Origin of the sequence: Acinetobacter sp. KB005, from assembly GCF_049949095.1 — a bacterium.
In the GTDB taxonomy this organism is placed as follows: domain Bacteria; phylum Pseudomonadota; class Gammaproteobacteria; order Pseudomonadales; family Moraxellaceae; genus Acinetobacter; species Acinetobacter calcoaceticus.
Map to the genome: position 1 here is coordinate 797,394 of NZ_CP188191.1, position 19,438 is coordinate 816,831.

Sequence of the window (19,438 nt, forward strand, 5' to 3'; positions counted from 1 at the left end):
ATATTTCGCACCTTTATTCACAAAAAATTTATGTATTTTATGCGGTTTTTTTCACCTTAAACCATGCTGCGTAGAGTGCAGGTAAGAAAAATAATGTCAATAACGTGGCAACAATCAATCCACCCATGATCGCAACTGCCATCGGACCAAAGAAAATACTCCGTGAAAGTGGAATCATGGCCAGAACCGCGGCCAAAGCAGTCAAAATAATCGGACGGAATCGACGTACAGTCGCCTCAATAATCGCTTCCCATGTTGAATGACCTGCTTGCCTGTCTTGTTCAATTTGATCAATCAAGATAAGTGAGTTACGCATGATCATGCCAGAGAGTGCAATTGTGCCTAACATGGCCACAAAGCCAAATGGTTTGTTAAATAACAGTAAGAATAAAACCACACCAATTAAACCTAGTGGAGCTGTTAACAACACAATGGTCGCGCGCGATAAGCTTTTGAGCTGAATCATCAGTAATGTCATGACAACCGCTAAAAACAGTGGCATACCCGCATTAACGGAATTTTGCCCACGTGCAGACTCTTCTACCGTTCCACCAACTTCAACAAGATAGCCACTTGGTAATTCAGCACGTAACTTATCCATTGATTCAGCTAACTCACCAACAACTGTAGCTGGTTGTAATTGAGTTCGGATATCTGCGCGAACGGTAATGGTTGGTAAGCGGTTACGATGCCAGATTAAGCCATCTTCAAACTTATACTCAATTTTAGCAATCTGGGCTAAAGGCACAGTCGTTCCATTGGTCGTTGGGACAGCCAAACTTGCCAGTGAAGCCACTTCAACTCGCTCTGCCTGATCACCACGTAAACGGATTTCAATGAGTTCACGTTTTTCACGATATTGCTCAATCGCACTACCTGTAATTGATGCATTAATGAAGTTCGCTAAATCCAGACTAGACACACCCATTTGTCGAGCACGGTCTTGGTCAATTTGAATTGAAATAATCTTACTCGGCTCACCCCAATCTAAATGCACATTGGTGGTATTCGGATTTTCGCTCATCAGTTTAGCGACTTTCTGTGCTTCTTGACGTACCAGATTTTGATCTTCACCCGACACACGATATTGCAACGGATAACCAACAGGTGGACCATTTTCCAGTAATGACACGCGAGTACGAACTTGCGGAAGTAGTTGCTTAATTTGTGTTTCTAACGAGCGACGAATTTCATCACGATCATCCAGTGATGATGCGAGTACAACAAACTGCGCAAAGCTGGCTTGCGGTAATTGCTGGTCTAACGGTAAATAAAAACGTGGTGAACCTGTACCGACATAGGCCACATAGTTATCAATACCTTTTTGTTTAGACAGGAATTTTTCAACCTTTTTCACAGCTTGTTCTGTCGCTGTTAAAGAAGCGCCTTCTTCAAGTTTTAAATCAACTAAAATCTCGGCACGGTTCGATGGTGGGAAAAACTGCTGAGGAACGATCTTAAACATCAGCACAGATAGCACAAAAATACCCACCGTAGTCGCAATTACGGTTTTACGGTAAGTCACACAGAACTCGACCATCTTTCTAAAACGTAAATAGAAGCTAGATTGGTAAGGATCGTAGTGATGGTCCTGTGAAATAGCCACAGTTTGCGGTTGCGGTTTTTTAGTTAATCTTGCCCATAAACGGACATACCAAGGTGCCTGATGACCTGTTTTAGTAAAATCGGGTAATAGCTTTTCGCCTAAATAAGGTACGAATAAAACTGCTGCAACCCAAGACACCAATAAGGCAATCGTCACCACCTGAAAGATAGAACGTGTGTATTCACCAGTACCAGACTGAGCAGTAGCGATCGGTAAGAAACCAGCCGCGGTAATCAGTGTTCCAGTGAGCATCGGAAATGCTGTTGTTTTCCACGCAAATCCGGCGGCTTTAATTCGGCTATACCCCTGCTCCATCTTAATTGCCATCATCTCGACAGCAATAATGGCGTCATCGACTAACAAACCTAGCGCCAGAATCAAGGCACCCAGTGAAATCTTATGCAGGCCGACATCGAATAGACTCATACCCGCAAAGGTCATTGCTAAAACTAAAGGAATAGAAAAAGCGACAACCAATCCTGTACGGAAACCTAAAGAGAAAAAACTCACTAACAAGACAATAATAACTGCTTCAGCGAGTACCTTTATAAACTCCTGAATACTGCGTTGTACCGCTACAGGTTGGTCAGAAACTTTTTGGAGTTTCATGCCTAAAGGCAAAGTTTTTTGCAGTTGGGCAAATTCTGTGTCGAGATTTTTACCTAAGGCAATAATGTCACCGCCTTTACGCATCGATAAAGCAATACCAATGCCATTTTCACCCATGAAACGCATACGTGGCTGAGCAGGTTGACTAAAACCACGGTAGACATCAGCGACATCTCCGAGCTGAATGGTTTTATCGCCTACCAGTAAAGGCATTTTCTTAATTTCATCAATGTTTTGTAAATGACCACTTACCCGAATCTGAATGCGGTCTGTGCCTGTTTCAAAAAAACCTGCACTTGCCATACTATTTTGCTTTTGTAAGGCATCTTGAATCGCAGTCACCGGAATACCGAGCTGTACTGCTTTTGTGTTAGAAATCTCAATCCAGATTTTTTGATCTTGCAGACCAATTAATTCGACCTTACTGACATCCTTGACCCGTTGAAGCTGTAATTGCAAACGATCTGCATATTCCTTAAGAAGTGCATAGTCAAAGTCTTTGCCTGTCAGTACATAAATATTGCCGTAAGTGTCTCCAAATTCGTCATTGAAAAATGGACCTTGTACACCGTTTGGCAGTTCATGGCGAATGTCATTGACCTTCTTACGAACGTTGTACCAAACATCGGGAATCTTGTCAGAAGTAAGTGAATCCTTAGCAACAAAAGTGACCAACGACTCGCCTGGACGGGAGTAAGCCATAATCTTGTCATACTGCCCTGTTGTCATGAGTTCCTTTTCGATACGGTCCGTAACTAAAGTAGAAACTTCTTTGGCAGTCGCTCCAGGCCAGTAGGTCTGTACCACCATTACCTTAAAGGTAAAGGGTGGGTCTTCACTTTGTGATAATTTTGAATAAGAGATCGCACCGATAATACCAAGCAACAGCATAAAATAAAGGACGATGCCTTTATTATTTAATGCCCATTCCGAGAGATTGAATTTCATGGCTGGGTTGCTCCCTGAATTTTCACCCCACGGTTTTCACGGTCAATCGGGTAAATCTTCTGTTTATCACGTAGCAAATGTACGCCGCCAATCACAACCCAATCATTTGGGGCCAAGCCAGATAATACCGGTACGCTGTCTTTTCCATATGCACCAATCGTTACAGGTACTTTACGCAATGTCTGATTCGCATTAACAACCCATACATAAGGTTGATTATCTGTTGCTGAGACACTCGAAAGTGGCACACTCATCACATTGGTTTGAGTCGAGCTAAAAAATACGCGTGCACTTTGTCCAAGCTGAATAACAGATTGACCTTCTTTGAGTGCAACCTTAACCGTAAATGTACGAGACTGATCAGCCGCGGGAGAAACTTCACGTACATAACCAGCAAATCGGTCATTCGGTTTAGACCATAAAGTGACCCAAGCTGCCTGACCAACCTTGATCTCGGCAACCGCTTGTTCTGGTACGCCAATGACAACTTCACGCTCTCCATCAATTGCCAGTTGATAAGCGGCTTGACCCGCTGCAACCACTTGTCCAATTTCAATGTTTCGCGCAGTAATCACCCCGTTTTTATTAGAAACGAGTTGGTTATATCCTGTCTGATTGGCAGAAACTTCATAGTTAGAACGAGCTTGTTGTAACGCTGCTTGTGCCGAGTCATATTGATTTTTTACTGTGTCATATTGCGAACGGCTAACCGCATTAATTGGCAGTAACTGCTGAAAACGTTTTAATTCATCTGATGCCGTTTTTGCTGCTGCCTGTGCATTGTCCAGTTGGGCTTTAGCAGCATTTAACTGTAGCTGAGCATCTGCCACGTCAAGCTTTGCTAAAACTTGTCCAACCTTAACTCGGTCACCGACGTCCACGTAACGTGCCGTAACTTGCCCACCGACTCGAAACGCTAAAGCCGTTTGTTGTCTGGCTTGCACATCCCCTGCATAGCTTTTTTGTTCATTGAGTGTGGTCAAGGGTTGAGCCACCATCACATAGGGTATTTCTTCTGTTTTTGGGGCTTCTTTACTACACCCCATTAATGTGACCGTACAAACAATCACCATACTCATGATGAGAGGTTTTAACAGATTCATATCTTATCGCTCTTATTCAAACTGATTTTTTAAGGCACAATATGCTTGCATCATAAATTGTTTGTTTTTTAATTAATATACTCATGGGTACATTAATTAAAGAAAAACTTATAAATCGCTATTTTTTAAATTTTTAACAGAGGGTTTTGTGCAAACAGTTAATCAAAGTGGGCGCCCCAAAGATCTAGAAAAACGTGCTCGTATCTTACAAGCCGCGAAAGCTATTTTTTTAAAATCTGGCTATCACGGTACCAGCATGAACCAGATTGCACAGGAAGCAGGTGTCACTAAGCTCACGGTTTATAATCACTTTCAAGACAAAGCCAATCTATTTATTTGCGCAATTACAGAAACCTGTGAAGAGTCTCTCTGCACTAAACAATTTGAATTAGATGCCTCGGCAGACTTTTGCCAGACACTCCACAGTGTTTGTTTACGTGCTTTGCAGATTATTTACTCACCTGAAGCGCTTAAGCTCGAGCACGTTTTATTTGAACTTGCAGCAGAACAAAGTCCTCTCGCTCTACAGTTTTTTGATGCATCCCATACCCGCCTGCAAAATCAATTAGCTGAGTTTTTGCAAAAAGCGGCTCAATTAGGTTTTATTCAAACCGATAATCCTACTTATCAAACCGAGCTTCTTATGTCCTTATTGCTTGGCGTACGCCACCAGAAGGTTTTACTTGGGATCATTGCTGTACCAAATGCTCACGAGCTTGAGCAAATTATTCAAGATACAATTGCTTTATTCCTGCTCAAATATCGGACTTAAACCAAAGTACCATTGCCAAAAGTTGTACTGAGTGCATGTCATCGTTAACACTATCGCATGCAAATTAAATGTTATTTTTTAAGCAAAAATTCACATTTTCTTACGCTCAAAGCTTGGAATGTTTGTTAATCACGCTATATTCGATAAGGATAAGAACAGGAGAAAATAGCATGGTTCAGCAAATCGATGCGCCACTGCGCGAGGATGTCCGCTTACTTGGTAATTTATTAGGTGAAACCCTAAAGCAACATGCAGGACAAGAGCTGTTTAATCAGATCGAGCAAATTCGTGCCCTTGCTAAAGGTGCACGTGATGGCCAAGCTGAAGCCCAAAAGCAACTAGAACAATTATTTTTAAATTTACCCGACGATGAACTACTTCCCCTTACCCGAGCTTTTTCTCATTTCCTAAATTTTGCCAATATTGCCGAACAATATCATGTGGTCCGTAGCCGCAGACAGGCAGAGTTTGATTCGGATGCCAACTCTCCGAATCCACTTGTTCACCTATTTGAAAAATTTAAAGATAAAAGTATTTCGACAGAAAAACTATTCCAACAAGTTTGTGATCTTGATATCGAGCTGGTACTTACGGCACATCCAACCGAAGTTAGCCGTCGTACGCTCATTCAGAAATATGATGATATCAATGCTTGTCTATCACAGCTTGATCAGCAAAAACTTACTCCACGAGAGCGTCAAAGTGCACTTGCGAACCTAAAGCAACAAATTAGTTCGGCATGGCAAACAGATGAAATTCGTCAACATCGTCCGACTCCTGTTGATGAAGCAAAATGGGGCTTTGCGACGATTGAGCAAACACTCTGGAATGCAGTACCTAAATTTATTCGTGAGTTAAATGAGTTGGTTCAAGAAAATTGCCAACAAAACTTACCCCTTAACATTGCACCAGTGCGTTTCGCCTCTTGGATGGGTGGAGACCGTGATGGTAACCCAAATGTTACCCATCAAATTACACAAGAAGTTCTGTGGTTATCGCGCTGGCAAGCTGCCGATCTCTATTTAAGAGATATCGAAAACTTGCGTTGGGAACTCTCAATTCAAACCTGTTCTGAAGAAATGATTCAGGCAATTGGTAACCAACATGCAGAACCTTATCGTGAGTATTTACGTGCAACACGAGAACGCTTAAAAGCGACTCGTCACTGGTTAGCTCAACGTTTGCAAGGACTCGAAGCAGACGATACGAATGTGATTAAAAGTAAAGATGAGCTCTTACAACCGTTATTATTGTGCTATCGCTCTTTAATCGACAGTAATCTGCCTGAAATTGCGAATGGTCAACTACTCGACTTTATCTACCGTGTGAACTGTTTTGGTATTGAACTACTTAAACTCGACATTCGCCAAGAATCAGGTCGTCACCGCCAAGCAATTTCAGCAATTACCGAATACTTAGGTTTAGGTAATTTTGAATCGTGGACTGAACAAGCGCGCCAAAACTTTCTAATTCAGGAATTACAAAGCAAACGTCCTCTTTTACCGAAATATATTAATGAACCTGAAGGCAGTTTGATTGGACACCCAGATGTTCAAGAAGTATTTGCAACCATGCGTACTTTGGCAGACCAACCGCCTGAATCTTTAGGAGCTTATATTATTTCTATGGCTGAATATCCAAGTGATGTTTTAGCTGTATTGTTATTGCAAAAAGAAGCAGGTATTCAGCATCCTTTACGAGTAGTTCCTTTATTTGAAACTTTAAAGGATTTAGATGGCGCTGCAACTACGATGAATACGCTGTTCAATATGCATTGGTATAAACAGCATATTCAGGGCAAGCACGAAGTTATGATCGGTTACTCCGACTCTGCAAAAGATGCTGGATTTATGTCTGCCAACTGGGCGCAATATCGTGCTCAAGAAGAGCTGACTGCAATTGCTCAAACACACGGCGTACAGTTGACTCTGTTCCACGGTCGTGGTGGTTCAATTAGTCGTGGCGGTGCTCCAACTCAACAGGCTCTATTTTCACAGCCACCGGGTTCGATCTCGGGTGCAATCCGAGTTACAGAACAAGGTGAAATGATCCGCTTCAAATTCGGTCTAGAAGGGATTGCCATGCAAAACCTTGAAATCTATACCGCAGCAACACTTGAAGCGACCTTATTACCACCACCGGAACCTAAAGCTGAGTGGCGTGAACTCATGAACCGTATGACAGATCATTCTGTTAAGGTCTATCGTCAAACAGTTCGTGAAAACCCACACTTCGTGAAATATTTACGGACCGTTACGCCTGAGCTTGAGTTACAAATGTTGCCTTTAGGCTCACGTCCGGCAAAACGTAAAGTGAGTGGCGGCATCGAGTCTTTACGTGCCATTCCATGGGTGTTTGCATGGACACAAATCCGTTTAATGTTGCCTGCATGGTTAGGCACTGGGGCAGCAATTAATGAAGTGATTGCTGATCAGCAAAAAGCAACGCTTGATGAAATGCTCCAGCAATGGCCTTATTTCCAGACACTCATCGATATGCTGGAAATGGTATTATCAAAAGCCGATGCCAATATTGCGCTCTACTACGAATCACATCTGACTGAAGATGAAGATTTAAAAGTACTCGGCAACCAATTACGTCAGCGATTAAAAGATGCTGTTGAAACCCTACTTGCTTTAAAAGATGAATCAAAACTTCTGAGCAATAACGAAGTTCTTGATCAGTCTATGCAAGTTCGCAAACCTTATTTACTACCTTTACACCTTTTACAGGCTGAACTGATGAAACGCCGTCGTGATTATCTCGCTGAGCGTCAAGCAGAAAACACCCCTGTTGATCATGCGCTAATGGTGAGTATTGCAGGTATTGCTGCTGGTTTACGTAACACTGGCTAAGCTGATTTTACCGATTGTTTAACAAAGCAGTGCATTACCGATGCGCTGCTTTTTACTTACAAAGTTCCCCAGTTTTCTTAAATTTTCCCCGATTTTCTATTTTTTTAAATATTTTTTAAAAATCATAAAATTAATTTTTATAAGAAAAAAATAACTAAATACGTACATTTAGAATTTAAAAAATTATACCAATCGTTAAAAAATAATTAATTTTCACTGACATACTTCTCTCTAGAGATTAAATGCATTCTCAAGAAAGAGTATCATTGCACCAATTAAAGAATAACGAGTTTATTTTATGTCCAATTGGTTTCCAAAATGGCAGCCTTACCAAGGTGATATTGACCATCGACCAGTCTCTACCAACGAATATCTCCCTCCTGTTCAAAGTGCTATTTTAGGTATCCAACATGCGTTTGCCATGTTTGGAGCAACTGTTTTAGCACCATTACTCATGGGTTTTAATCCAAATCTTGCCATTTTAATGTCTGGCATCTGTACCATCCTGTTCTTCTTAATTACAGGTGGTCGCGTTCCAAGTTATTTAGGTTCAAGCTTTGCTTTTATTGGGGTCGTTGCAGCAGCGACTGGGCATATTACAGGTTCAGGTGCAAATCCAAACCTATCTATGGCTTTAGGTGGAATCGTTGCGTGCGGCGTGTTTTATGCCCTGATCGGTTTTATTGTGATGCTCACCGGTACACGCTGGATTGAAAAACTTATGCCGCCTGTCGTTACTGGCGCGATTGTGATGATTATTGGTCTAAACCTTGCACCTGTTACGATTAAAGGTGTTGCAGGCCAACCATTTGAAATGTGGATGGCACTCATTACCGTACTTTGTATGGGAAGTATTGCGGTTTTTACTCGTGGCTTATTGCAACGTCTACTTCTATTGGTCGGTTTAATCTTGGCTTATGTGATTTATGCCATCACCACCAATGGGCTAGGTTTAGGTAAACCAATCGATTTTAGCCAGATCTCTCAAGCTGCATGGTTCGGTATCCCAAGTTTTTCACACCCTACTTTTGACACCAGAGCTATGCTCATTATTGCTCCAGTTGCGCTTATTTTAGTAGCAGAAAACCTAGGGCATATTAAAGCTGTAGGTGCCATGACTGGTGAAAACCTGACTCCACAATTGGGCAAAGCGTTTGTCGCAGATGGTCTGGCAACAACGCTGTCTGGTAGCGTAGGTGCACCGGGTATGACCACTTATGGTGAAAACATTGGGGTCATGGCGGTAACTCGTGTCTATTCAACGATTGTTTTTGTCATTGCTGGTATCTTCGCTATTTTCTTGGGTTTATCTCCAAAATTTGGTGCAGTGATTAGTACCATCCCAAATGCTGTTTTAACAGGCGCGTCTATTGTCGTGTTTGGTTTAATTACCATTGCTGGTGCAAAAATCTGGATTGAAAATAAAGTCGATTTTTCTAACAATAAAAACCTGATTGTTGCTTCTGTGACGATTATTTTAGGTGCTGGAAACTTTGAATTGATGTTTGGTAATTTCAATTTAGGCGGCATTGGTACAGCAACGTTTGCAGCCATTATTTTGAACTGGTTGTTTAGTTTAAAAGATAAAACGTAAGTTCCAAAAGGCAGCATCAGCTGCCTTTTTTATTATTATTTTTCATCGCCCTTTCTTGATCACTTTTTAGTATGATGATCTCTTACCCTTCAATACGTTCCCTGTCATGCGTTTTGATTTTTTTGATTTACAACTGGTTCTCCATATTGTTTCTACAGGTAGCCTAACTAAAGGTGCAGATCGTTCCGCGATTTCACTTCAAGCTGCTAGCGAACGTATAAAAAAACTCGAACAATATTTTGAAACTCCTTTATTTATTCGCCAGACAACAGGAGTCGAACTCACTACAGCTGGTCATGCTTTTGTAGAACATGCTCGTCAGCTTTTAGCGCAAAAAGATCAACTCGAACAAGAAATGCAGCGTTTTAGGCAAAAGACCACAGAATCATTGATCCTTTGGTGTAACTCTTCTGCTCAAAGTGAATATTTGCCTACATTATTACCGCAATATTTAGTGCTTCATCCTAAAATAAATATCGATTTGCATGAGGCAGAAAGCTCAGAAATTGTAGATGCATTAACCCAAGGAAGTGCGAGTCTCGGTCTAGTCTCAAGCTTTTTCGATACCCGACATTTGCAAACTAAGGAATTTGCGAGTGATCCGTTAGTTCTGATTTGCCCTATTACTCACAATTTAGCTCAACACCAAAAGCTGAATTTGGTAGATGCTCTAAGTTATGGCTTTATTGGTCTTAAAGCCCATCACTCTTTGCAACAGTCCATCGAAACCCAAGCTAAATTACTAGGCTTTAACATACAGTACCGTTTACGTTTACCTAATTTTGGCGCAATTGCTGAGGTTGTGGCGAAAGGTGTTGGAATTGCAATTATGCCCGCCCGTGCTGCACAGCGTTTGCAATCGGACTATGATTTTCATTCCATTCAACTGATAGGCGCGTGGGCAAATCGTAAACTGCTTTTAGCCACACAAGATTTCAGTCAGCTTCCCAACAATTATCAGCAATTTGCAGATTTTTTACTGCAATATCGCCCTTAAATACTTGGCTTAGTGCAAAACCATATAAATCCCTAATGACACTAAACCAATGAAAAAAATACGGCGGAATAACTGCTCATTCAGTCGATAACGGATTTTTTTACCTAACCACATTCCAACTAATGCAGCAAATAAAGCCGCAAAAGATAAACGATAGTCTAGCGTTATTCCTGACATAGGGTTGTGGTGTAAAAAGACTGCAAGACAAATGGTAGAGACAGTAAAAGTCAGCCCCAAAGCCTGTACCAACTCATCACGTTTTAAATGCAACGACTGCAAGTAAGGCACTACTGGAATAATAATAACCCCAGTAGCTACGGTCACTGCCCCACCAATATAACCAATGATGGGCGATAACCAACGTTCATGTGCCCCTAAGTGTGGAAGCTTCTTCACGCATAGACCATAGAGCCCATATAAAGCTAGCATGCAGCCCAATAAAATTTCACTACTATGCCCATGACTTTGGCTCAAGGTGGGCAGAAAGCTCCATATTGAGCCCACTACAATGCCTACAAGCAAAGTCCAGAAACGGCGAATAAAAGCCCAGACATGTCCTTCAGCGAAAAGCTGCCAAACATTAGTGACCATTGAAGGAACAATGAGTAAAGAGGCTGCTTGAAAAGGACTCATTGCGATGGTGAGTAAGCCCATCGATACTGCGGGCAACCCTAGACCAATCATGCCTTTAATCATGCCAGCAAAGGCAAACACCATCATAATAATTGCTAGAAATGTCACTGTTTATCTCCGATTCCCTACATGGTTATGCTACGGAAAAAACAGGTTTTGCCCTATTCTTGTTTTTAGGAGTAGGCCTCAATTAGAAGTTGAGGCCGTTTTGTATTTTTCTTCTAAAACATTACTAAAAATACTTTCAATCATCCAAACACGATACAAACTATTAAATACATAGCTTTGCCCATCAATACGCAACTCTAAAACTGGTAAATCAGGCTGATGCTTATCTCTACAAAATGCGTCATTTTGCGCCAGAACAGCTGGCACATCCTGCTCAGTTAACTGCTCAATTCCCAACTGTTGCTGTAATTCTTGGAAATGCTTTTTGAAAGATAAATCTTTGCCTTTTGTCCAAACAGCCTGCAAAATCGTAAAAACCGTATCGATTTGCTGATTTTCAGGTACGCTATAGAAAAGCTTTGCCATTTCAAGCGTACTTTCTTCTGTAGGACGGCAAAAAGGGGTAAAAGCTACATCTGTTCGTTTAGAAACACGGGTTGCCAAACTCCAGTCAAACCAATCTCGGCCTTGATAGCTTAAAGGGTAAACTTTTAATTGAATGTCATAATAATCGGCCAGCTCTTCCTTAATATAAGCAAGTAACAGCCAACTCATTGGATCTTCTAAGGCAATATATATATCGAGTTCAGGACGAAGTGTCTGAATTTCGGTAAGTGCCTCAGCGTCATTAATCAAATGTTCACGCCATTCGATATGATTAATTAAAAAGATCGGATTACCAGTAAGTAACTTTTGCTGTTTTAGACGACGGGTTAAACGTAATAAATCATCTACTGCATGATACTTACGTCCACCAAATTCAAAGTATGCCGCTGGTACAGGTTCATCCGTAAAAATACGTTCTGAAAAATGTTGAGGAAGCTGATGTTTAACTGCCATGGCATGTAAAGTACGCAGCTTTCCATATTGTTGCTGCCAAAGCATGTGAAAAATATCTTCTAGTAAATGTAAGAAATTCTGACCTTGTAATGGAGTTCTTTTTAATATGACAGCGGCTTGTTTTAAAGATTCTTGGCTTGGGATTTCTGGAAATTCATCAAAAGCAAAACGGTGTTGCTTGGCTAAAATTTTTGCATCATTCAGACAATAATTTTGCCACTCTTCATGTGACATACCATTTGGAGGTTCAGAAGCCGTATGGGAAATAATAATCTTTAAAGGCTTAAGTTCATCACTTAAAATCTCATCGAGCTGAGACAATTGCTGAACAGCCAAATAGCTATACACATCATCAAGTCGTAAATAAATACTTAAACCATTTTCCGTGGGTAACACCGCTTGACGAGAGGGTTTTTGGTAAAACCAACTCGATCGGATAGGGTCAAACCAACGGCGTAGCAGTGACATGAATAGTGCCTCTAAAAAATAAAATCCTAAGCTAGACCAAAAAACTGCTTTGATCGCAGTACAAAGTGCAGCAGAAGCTTAATATACAAAATACTGACGGGCTCTGCTTACGCAGAACAAATATCATGTTATTGCACGTGTTCCTGCATCGGTGAAGATTTTATCATCATTTTATGACAAACCCATAGAATGACTTGCAACACCCTCATCTACAAGCCTATTTTTTTCATCAGGCGAAAAAAATGCACCCTCAACAGATAATAATTCATCGTGTTGAAGAGTGCATAATTTCTACTCAATGATTAAAATTGAATATTTTATAGAACGCGTACCGCTCCTTTCGCTGCACTTGTTGTATGCATTGCATAAACTTTTAATGCTTTTGATACCTTACGTTTACGTTCTTCTTTTGGATGCCAGCCTTTCGCTTCTTGAACGGTACGACGGTGCGCCATAGTCGCATCATCAACGTTCAAGTGAATGGTACGGTTTGGAATATCAATTTCAATGGTATCGCCATCTTCAACCAAACCAATGGCACCGCCTTCAGCAGCTTCTGGTGAAACATGTCCGATCGAAAGGCCTGATGAACCACCAGAGAAACGACCATCTGTCACTAATGCACAGTCTTTTCCTAAACCTTTTGATTTAAGATAGCTGGTTGGGTAAAGCATTTCTTGCATACCCGGACCACCACGTGGACCTTCATAACGAATAACAACGACATCGCCAGCTTTAATATCATGACCCAAGATTGCATCTACAGCAGCATCTTGACTCTCAAACACGCGTGCTGTGCCAGTAAATTTTAGGATAGATTCATCTACACCCGCAGTTTTTACAATACAACCATCAAGAGCGATGTTGCCGTATAGCACAGCTAAACCACCATCTTTAGAGAAGGCATGTTCTGCATTGCGGATAACGCCTTTTTCACGATCGCCATCTAAAGTTGCATAGTAACGATTTTGAGAGAATGCAACTTGTGTTGGTACACCCCCCGGAGATGAACGATAGAACTCATATACGTCTGCATCTTCAGTGCGAATAATATCCCACTTATCCAATGCATCTTTTAAAGTTTTCTCATGTACGGTTGGTAGTGATACATCAAGTAAATTCGCACGATCAAGTTCACCTAAAATGGCCATGATGCCACCTGCACGGTGTACATCTTCCATATGAACATCTTGTTTTGCAGGCGCTACTTTAGACAATACAGGCACTCGACGTGATAGTTCGTCAATATCGTCCATGGTAAAGTCAACTTCTGCTTCACTTGCCGCAGCCAATAAGTGTAGAACGGTATTGGTTGAACCACCCATTGCAATATCAAGCGTCATGGCATTTTTAAATGCAGCCTTAGTTGCAATTGAACGAGGTAAAATGCTTGCATCTTCTTGTTCGTAATAGCGCTTAGCCAATTCAACAATAAGCTGACCTGCTTTTAAGAATAATTTTTTACGATTAGCATGTGTCGCGACAATCGAACCATTACCCGGTAAAGATAAACCTAACGCTTCGGTTAAACAGTTCATTGAGTTTGCAGTGAACATACCTGAACATGAACCACAGGTTGGACATGCTGAACGTTCAAATTCTTCAACTTCTTCGTCTGTATAACTTTCATCAGCTGCAACAACCATTGCATCAACAAGATCAATCGCTTTTTCATTACCGCGGAATTTGACCTTACCTGCTTCCATTGGTCCACCAGACACAAAAACCACAGGAATATTCAAGCGCATCGCAGCCATGAGCATTCCCGGAGTAATCTTGTCACAGTTAGAAATACAGACCATAGCATCAGCACAATGCGCATTCACCATGTACTCTACTGAGTCAGCAATCAAATCACGTGATGGTAAAGAATAAAGCATGCCGTCATGCCCCATTGCGATCCCGTCGTCTACTGCAATCGTATTGAACTCTTTAGCAACACCACCTGATGCCTGAATTTCTGCTGCAACAAGCTGCCCTAGATCTTTAAGATGTACATGGCCCGGAACAAATTGAGTAAATGAATTGACCACCGCAATAATCGGTTTGCCGAAATCCTCATCTTTCATTCCTGTTGCACGCCATAAGCCACGTGCGCCAGCCATATTTCTTCCGTGTGTCGATGTTTTTGAACGATAGTCAGGCATTAGTGTTTCCAACAAGTTGTGCTTGAGCGAAATTTCTCCCACTCTGGCTGAATGATACTGATATAGCGTTAGATCAGTCGGAATATTGACTCATCATCATAATTTGATCATTCTCCATTCTATAGAAGCAAATAATATTCGGAAAGCCAAGAACAGTAATAGTCAGTCAATATTTAGCAAAACTTACATGAATAATTTTTTATTTTTTCATAACCTTTTTTTATCAATAAAAGTTTTTCAATAATTTTTTGTTCACTATTTAAAAACCAAATCTCTCCATAGCCATGAGTTTAGGGCTTCAATCGTTTTTCACGTATACTATCCACAAACTCTTTTTGGATTGCATTTGTGAAAATTATTTTTGCTGGCACCCCCGAATTTGCTGCAACAGCATTGGCGGCTTTATTAAAAACTTCCCATGAAATTATCGCAGTTTATACTCAACCAGATCGTAAAGCTGGTCGCGGACAAAAATTAACGCCATCTCCTGTAAAACAGCTTGCCCTTGAACATAATCTTCCTGTTTATCAACCGCTTCACTTTAAAGCTTCAACTGAAGAAGGCTTGACAGCGCAACAAGAACTCGCTGCTTTAGGTGCTGATGTGATGGTGGTTGCTGCCTATGGTTTGATTCTTCCACAAGCTGTACTCGATACACCTAAATATGGCTGTTTAAATATTCATGGCTCATTATTACCACGATGGCGCGGTGCAGCACCAATTCAGCGCGCAATCGCAACAGGTGATGATGAAACAGGCATTACCATTATGCAGATGGCTGCTGGTTTAGATACAGGCGATATGATGTATAAAACCTACTGCCCAATCACCGCCGAAGAGACCTCTGCCAGCTTGCATGACAAATTAGCTGTTCAAGGTGCAGAAGCGATTTGTGCAGTACTCGAGTCAGAAGCAACATTACAAAAATATTTGGCAGAACGTGAAGTTCAAGATGAAAGCCTAACTGTCTATGCACACAAGCTCGTGAAATCAGAAGCTCGAATTGACTGGTCAACTGATGCTATTCAACTTGACCGAAATATTCGTGCGTTCAACCCTTGGCCTGTTGCCTTCGTTCAGTTAGATGAAAATAATGCGCTGCGTGTTTGGAGCTCAACAATTTCTAGTCAAAACAAAGTGAATGCCCAAGCTGGTGAAATTATCGCGATTGATAAGCAAGGCGTACATGTGGCTTGTGGGCAAGATTCCTTTATTTGTCTGACCAGTGTGCAATGGCCGGGCGGCAAAGCAATGAATGCCCAACAAATTGCCCAAACTCAAAAACTTCATGTAGGACAAATTCTGCCATGAGTCAGGTTTCATCAAATTCGTCACGATTTAACTTACGTGCTCAAGTCGTCCAGACGTTATTAAAAGTTCAGCAAGGCCAATCACTCGCTAGTATTTTAAATACACAGCTGAATCAAGTTGCAGAACGTGATCGTGCTTTGTTTCACGAGTTGGTTTTGGGTACATTGCGTCAATGGTTTGCACTTAAATCAATTAGCTTACCTTTGCTCAGCAAACCCTTAAATAATGAAACTGTTGAAACCTGTCTTTACGTCGGTCTTTATCAAGTTTTATGCACGCGTATTGCCGCACATGCTGCGATCTCTGAAACAGTAGATGCCACTAAACAACTTGGGTTCCCAGCACTCAGCGGCATTGTGAATGCTATTTTGCGCCGAGCGACGCGTGAAACTGATGAATTTCAACAAGGTTTACAACAGGCGCATGGCTTACCAAGTTGGCTTTATAAGCGTGTGAAAAAAGATTGGGGTGAACAAACCGAATCTCTATGCCAATCATTAAAGCAAGTCGCACCTTTAACCTTAAGGGTTAATCAACGCCACATTGGCCGAGACGCTTATTTAGCAAAATTACAAAGTTTAGAAATTAAAGCACGTGCGTGTATTTTATCTGAAGCAGGCATCGTCCTTGAGCAATCTGTTCAAATTACCCAGCTACCTGGTTTTGAAGAGGGATGGTTTTCTGTACAAGACGAACACGCTCAGCTTTGTGCAGAATTATTATCAGATTTAAATAATAAAACAGTGATTGATGCCTGTGCAGCACCCGGTGGAAAAACGGCTCATTTACTCGAAAAGTTTAAACTGGCTAAGCTCATTGCTATTGACCAAGATTCTAATCGTTTAGTCCGTGTGACTGAAAATTTAAACCGTTTAGCACTCGATCAAACTCATACAGAAATTTTGGCAGCTGATGCAACCCAATGGGTTCCAGCGCAGCCTGTAGATTGTATTGTGCTAGATGCACCTTGCTCGGCAACAGGGGTTATTCGACGTCATCCTGATATACGCCTTTTACGCCAATCTAGCGATATAGGCCAAACGATTGAGCTACAAAAGCAGATCTTGCAGCACATGTGGCAACAGCTCAAAGCTGGCGGTACACTGCTCTACATCACATGTTCAGTTTTAAAAGCTGAGAATGAACAGCAAATGATAGATTTCTTCGCAGAACATACTGATGCGAAAGAAATCAAAATTGAAGCTGATTGGGGAATTGAGCAAACCCATGGTCGCCAATTACTGCCGCAAGCGCAGTCTGGTGATGGATTTTATTATTGTAAAATTCAAAAAATTGCATAAAAAAAAGCAGGCTTCGAGCCTGCTTTTTTACTTAATCAACATCAAAGCGTGTGCTGATCTTTTACATCTTCTAAAACGTCATCTAACTCTTCAGGATGTTTCGACAAATGTAGAATGGATAAAATCAATCCACCCCATAAAAACACCATCGAAATCACCATCATCACGATTGCCGAAGTATTCATTATTTTATCCTCCTAGCGATCTTTCATTTTGCTTAACACGATTGCAACGACCGCACAGAAAATCACACTGCCCCAGCCGAATACACCTTGTAAGCTCATACTATAAGTATCATAGCCATTTTTGATCAAATTAAAAACAGTCAAACAGAGTGTAGTTAACAAGATTAAAGATGTAATAACCGTTAAAGTGAAATCCCATCCCTTACCAACTTGGATGGTTGAGATACGATTTATATGGTCACTAAGTTCTTTAAGAGCTGAGCGTTTAAACCAAGCTACGCTAATAATTGATATTAATGCGCCACCAATAATCCCGATGTTATTAATAAAGTGATCGACAATATCAACCAGTTTAATTGCATTTACACTTGAGAATAGAATAATTGATACGAGCGCACTACCACCACCAATAATGGTTACAGCTTTTTTACGGCCCCATTTCAATTTATCTTGCATTGCTGCAATAGGCACTTCCAAAATACTGACCATCGAAGAAATACCTGCGACGAAAAGTGAAGAGAAGAATAAGAGACCAAATAAATCGGCACCTGTACCTAAACTTGAAATAATTTTAGGGAATGCAATAAATGCCAATCCAATCCCGCCACTCACCACATCTTTAACTTCAGTACCAGCAGCATGTGCCATAAAACCTAGCGCTGCAAAAATACCAATACCCGCTAAAATCTCTGTTGATGCATTTGCAAAACCAACGATTAAGCCAGAACCCGTTAAATTAGTTTTTGGTTTCAAATATGATGCATACGTCACCATGATCCCGAAACCAACAGAGAGAGAGAAGAAAGTATGGCCATAAGCGGCTAACCAAACTTTATAATCCATCATTGCAGACCAGTTTGGCGTAAAGAATGCATTCAAACCTTGAACAGCGCCCGGTAAACGCAATGACTGGACTACCAGAATCGTGAATAGAACGAATAATAACGGCATGAAAATCTTATTGGATAATTCAACACCCTTTTTCACACCACCATAAAGAATGATTAAAGTAAGTGCCCAAATCCCTACAATCGGCCAGAATAAATGACCTACAAACTGTAGATCAAAACCAGTCGCTTTTGAGGTTTGCAAATAAGTATTAAAGAAGAAACCTTCTGGATCACTTCCCCACATTTGACCAATAGAGAAGTAAACGTAACTACCTGCCCATGTCAGGACGCTTGCATAATACAAACCGATGATGATACAGACACAAACCTGCCACCACCCTAAAGTTTCTCCGCCTTTAAATAAAGCACGATATGCTTTTGGAGGAGAACCAGTACTACGATGGCCTACCGCATAATCTAAAAATAGTAACGGTAAACCAGCAGTAATGAGTGCCAATAGATAGGGAATAAGAAACGCACCACCACCATTTTCATAAGCAACGTATGGAAAGCGCCAAATATTACCTAAACCTACAGCCGAACCAACGGCTGCAATAATAAAACCAGATCGTGACGTCCAGTTTTCACGAGAATCTGCCATAAAACACCTAACGTTAAAAGATTACTTATTTTTACTGCTATTGTTGATTGTTATTCCGCATGCAAAAAAAGAACCAAAAAATACTTTTGTGTTTGTAGAAAATAAAAAGAACCTTTTGAGTATTTTTATTCCCTTAACAAACAAGCAAAAATAGAAAATTCTTCCTTAAAGATTTTTGTCCATTTTTTGCTCCTATATAGCTGAACAATACCTGTTTTTATTTCTTTTTACTGTAATTTCCGTCAGAAATTTTACGAATTTTCTAAGTTTTTTTCACAATTGGTTATTTTTCAGCTTATCTTTACGCTCTAAAGCTTAGGTTCAGACATAATTGTTCAATGATATTTTATTCCAATTCATTGAAAGAGCTCTTCAATTACTCGACTTATCCAGTAATTTATTCTTAACTC

The 19,438-nt window shown here is 40.8% G+C and carries 13 protein-coding genes; 6 read left to right on the forward strand and 7 right to left on the reverse strand.

The features are described from left to right. Positions 1-37: 37 nt before the first annotated feature. Positions 38-3,163 (reverse strand): efflux RND transporter permease subunit, encoded by a 3,126-nt coding sequence (locus ACPF64_RS03975; protein ID WP_426455633.1) that lies wholly within the window; start codon positions 3,161-3,163, stop codon positions 38-40. After that, entirely contained in the window at positions 3,160-4,266 is a 1,107-nt protein-coding gene (locus ACPF64_RS03980) for an efflux RND transporter periplasmic adaptor subunit (protein ID WP_426455634.1), read from the reverse strand. Before ACPF64_RS03980 ends, ACPF64_RS03975 begins: the two co-directional genes overlap by 4 nt. 148 nt (positions 4,267-4,414) lie before the next feature. On the opposite strand from ACPF64_RS03980, the gene ACPF64_RS03985 reads away from it, so the two are divergent. The 4 genes from ACPF64_RS03985 (at position 4,415) to ACPF64_RS04000 (ending at position 10,484) form a co-directional block, all read left to right on the forward strand. Further along, on the forward strand, positions 4,415-5,038 hold the full coding sequence (locus tag ACPF64_RS03985; protein WP_426455635.1) for a TetR/AcrR family transcriptional regulator: 624 nt from the start codon (positions 4,415-4,417) through the stop codon (positions 5,036-5,038). Positions 5,039-5,208: 170 nt separating this feature from the next. After that, on the forward strand, positions 5,209-7,893 hold the full coding sequence (gene ppc, locus ACPF64_RS03990; RefSeq protein ID WP_003654312.1) for a phosphoenolpyruvate carboxylase: 2,685 nt from the start codon (positions 5,209-5,211) through the stop codon (positions 7,891-7,893). A gap of 298 nt (positions 7,894-8,191) precedes the next feature. Then, positions 8,192-9,487 carry a solute carrier family 23 protein gene (locus tag ACPF64_RS03995; RefSeq protein WP_017388876.1) on the forward strand — a complete coding sequence of 432 codons (1,296 nt, stop codon included), beginning with the start codon at positions 8,192-8,194 and terminating at the stop codon, positions 9,485-9,487. Between the two features lie 106 nt (positions 9,488-9,593). Then, positions 9,594-10,484, forward strand: coding sequence for a LysR family transcriptional regulator (locus ACPF64_RS04000; protein WP_426455636.1), 891 nt, complete (start codon positions 9,594-9,596; stop codon positions 10,482-10,484). A 9-nt stretch (positions 10,485-10,493) separates the two neighbouring features. Here ACPF64_RS04000 and ACPF64_RS04005 read toward each other — a convergent pair whose 3' ends face one another. The 3 genes from ACPF64_RS04005 to ilvD form a co-directional block, all read right to left on the reverse strand. Further along, complete coding sequence (locus tag ACPF64_RS04005) at positions 10,494-11,225, reverse strand: sulfite exporter TauE/SafE family protein (protein ID WP_426455637.1); 732 nt, start codon at positions 11,223-11,225, stop codon at positions 10,494-10,496. Between the two features lie 78 nt (positions 11,226-11,303). Next, positions 11,304-12,593 (reverse strand): hypothetical protein, encoded by a 1,290-nt coding sequence (locus ACPF64_RS04010; protein WP_080028056.1) that lies wholly within the window; start codon positions 12,591-12,593, stop codon positions 11,304-11,306. A 317-nt stretch (positions 12,594-12,910) separates the two neighbouring features. After that, positions 12,911-14,740: a dihydroxy-acid dehydratase gene (gene ilvD, locus ACPF64_RS04015; RefSeq protein ID WP_003654323.1), complete on the reverse strand. Its 1,830-nt coding sequence runs from the start codon at positions 14,738-14,740 to the stop codon at positions 12,911-12,913. 348 nt (positions 14,741-15,088) lie between these two features. On the opposite strand from ilvD, the gene fmt reads away from it, so the two are divergent. Next, a complete protein-coding gene (gene fmt, locus ACPF64_RS04020) occupies positions 15,089-16,051 on the forward strand; it encodes a methionyl-tRNA formyltransferase (protein ID WP_426455638.1) in 963 nt (320 codons plus the stop codon). Further along, positions 16,048-17,352 carry a 16S rRNA (cytosine(967)-C(5))-methyltransferase RsmB gene (gene rsmB, locus ACPF64_RS04025; RefSeq protein WP_426455639.1) on the forward strand — a complete coding sequence of 435 codons (1,305 nt, stop codon included), beginning with the start codon at positions 16,048-16,050 and terminating at the stop codon, positions 17,350-17,352. The genes fmt and rsmB overlap by 4 nt, the downstream gene beginning before the upstream one ends. 41 nt (positions 17,353-17,393) lie before the next feature. Here the strand turns inward: rsmB and ACPF64_RS04030 are convergent, their stop codons facing one another. Both ACPF64_RS04030 and ACPF64_RS04035 read right to left on the reverse strand, forming a co-directional pair. Further along, positions 17,394-17,537, reverse strand: coding sequence for a methionine/alanine import family NSS transporter small subunit (locus ACPF64_RS04030; RefSeq protein WP_004640212.1), 144 nt, complete (start codon positions 17,535-17,537; stop codon positions 17,394-17,396). 12 nt (positions 17,538-17,549) lie between these two features. Then, positions 17,550-19,028 (reverse strand): sodium-dependent transporter, encoded by a 1,479-nt coding sequence (locus ACPF64_RS04035; protein WP_426455640.1) that lies wholly within the window; start codon positions 19,026-19,028, stop codon positions 17,550-17,552. Positions 19,029-19,438: the final 410 nt, after the last annotated feature.

Coding starts and splice junctions, on each gene's coding strand:
- ACPF64_RS03975 (WP_426455633.1), bottom strand. CDS start 3,163: ATGAAATTCAATCTCTCGGAATGGGCATTAAATAATAAAGGCATCGTC.
- ACPF64_RS03980 (WP_426455634.1), bottom strand. CDS start 4,266: ATGAATCTGTTAAAACCTCTCATCATGAGTATGGTGATTGTTTGTACG.
- ppc (WP_003654312.1), top strand. CDS start 5,209: ATGGTTCAGCAAATCGATGCGCCACTGCGCGAGGATGTCCGCTTACTT.
- ACPF64_RS03995 (WP_017388876.1), top strand. CDS start 8,192: ATGTCCAATTGGTTTCCAAAATGGCAGCCTTACCAAGGTGATATTGAC.
- ACPF64_RS04000 (WP_426455636.1), top strand. CDS start 9,594: ATGCGTTTTGATTTTTTTGATTTACAACTGGTTCTCCATATTGTTTCT.
- ACPF64_RS04010 (WP_080028056.1), bottom strand. CDS start 12,593: ATGTCACTGCTACGCCGTTGGTTTGACCCTATCCGATCGAGTTGGTTT.
- ilvD (WP_003654323.1), bottom strand. CDS start 14,740: ATGCCTGACTATCGTTCAAAAACATCGACACACGGAAGAAATATGGCT.
- rsmB (WP_426455639.1), top strand. CDS start 16,048: ATGAGTCAGGTTTCATCAAATTCGTCACGATTTAACTTACGTGCTCAA.
- ACPF64_RS04030 (WP_004640212.1), bottom strand. CDS start 17,537: ATGAATACTTCGGCAATCGTGATGATGGTGATTTCGATGGTGTTTTTA.
- ACPF64_RS04035 (WP_426455640.1), bottom strand. CDS start 19,028: ATGGCAGATTCTCGTGAAAACTGGACGTCACGATCTGGTTTTATTATT.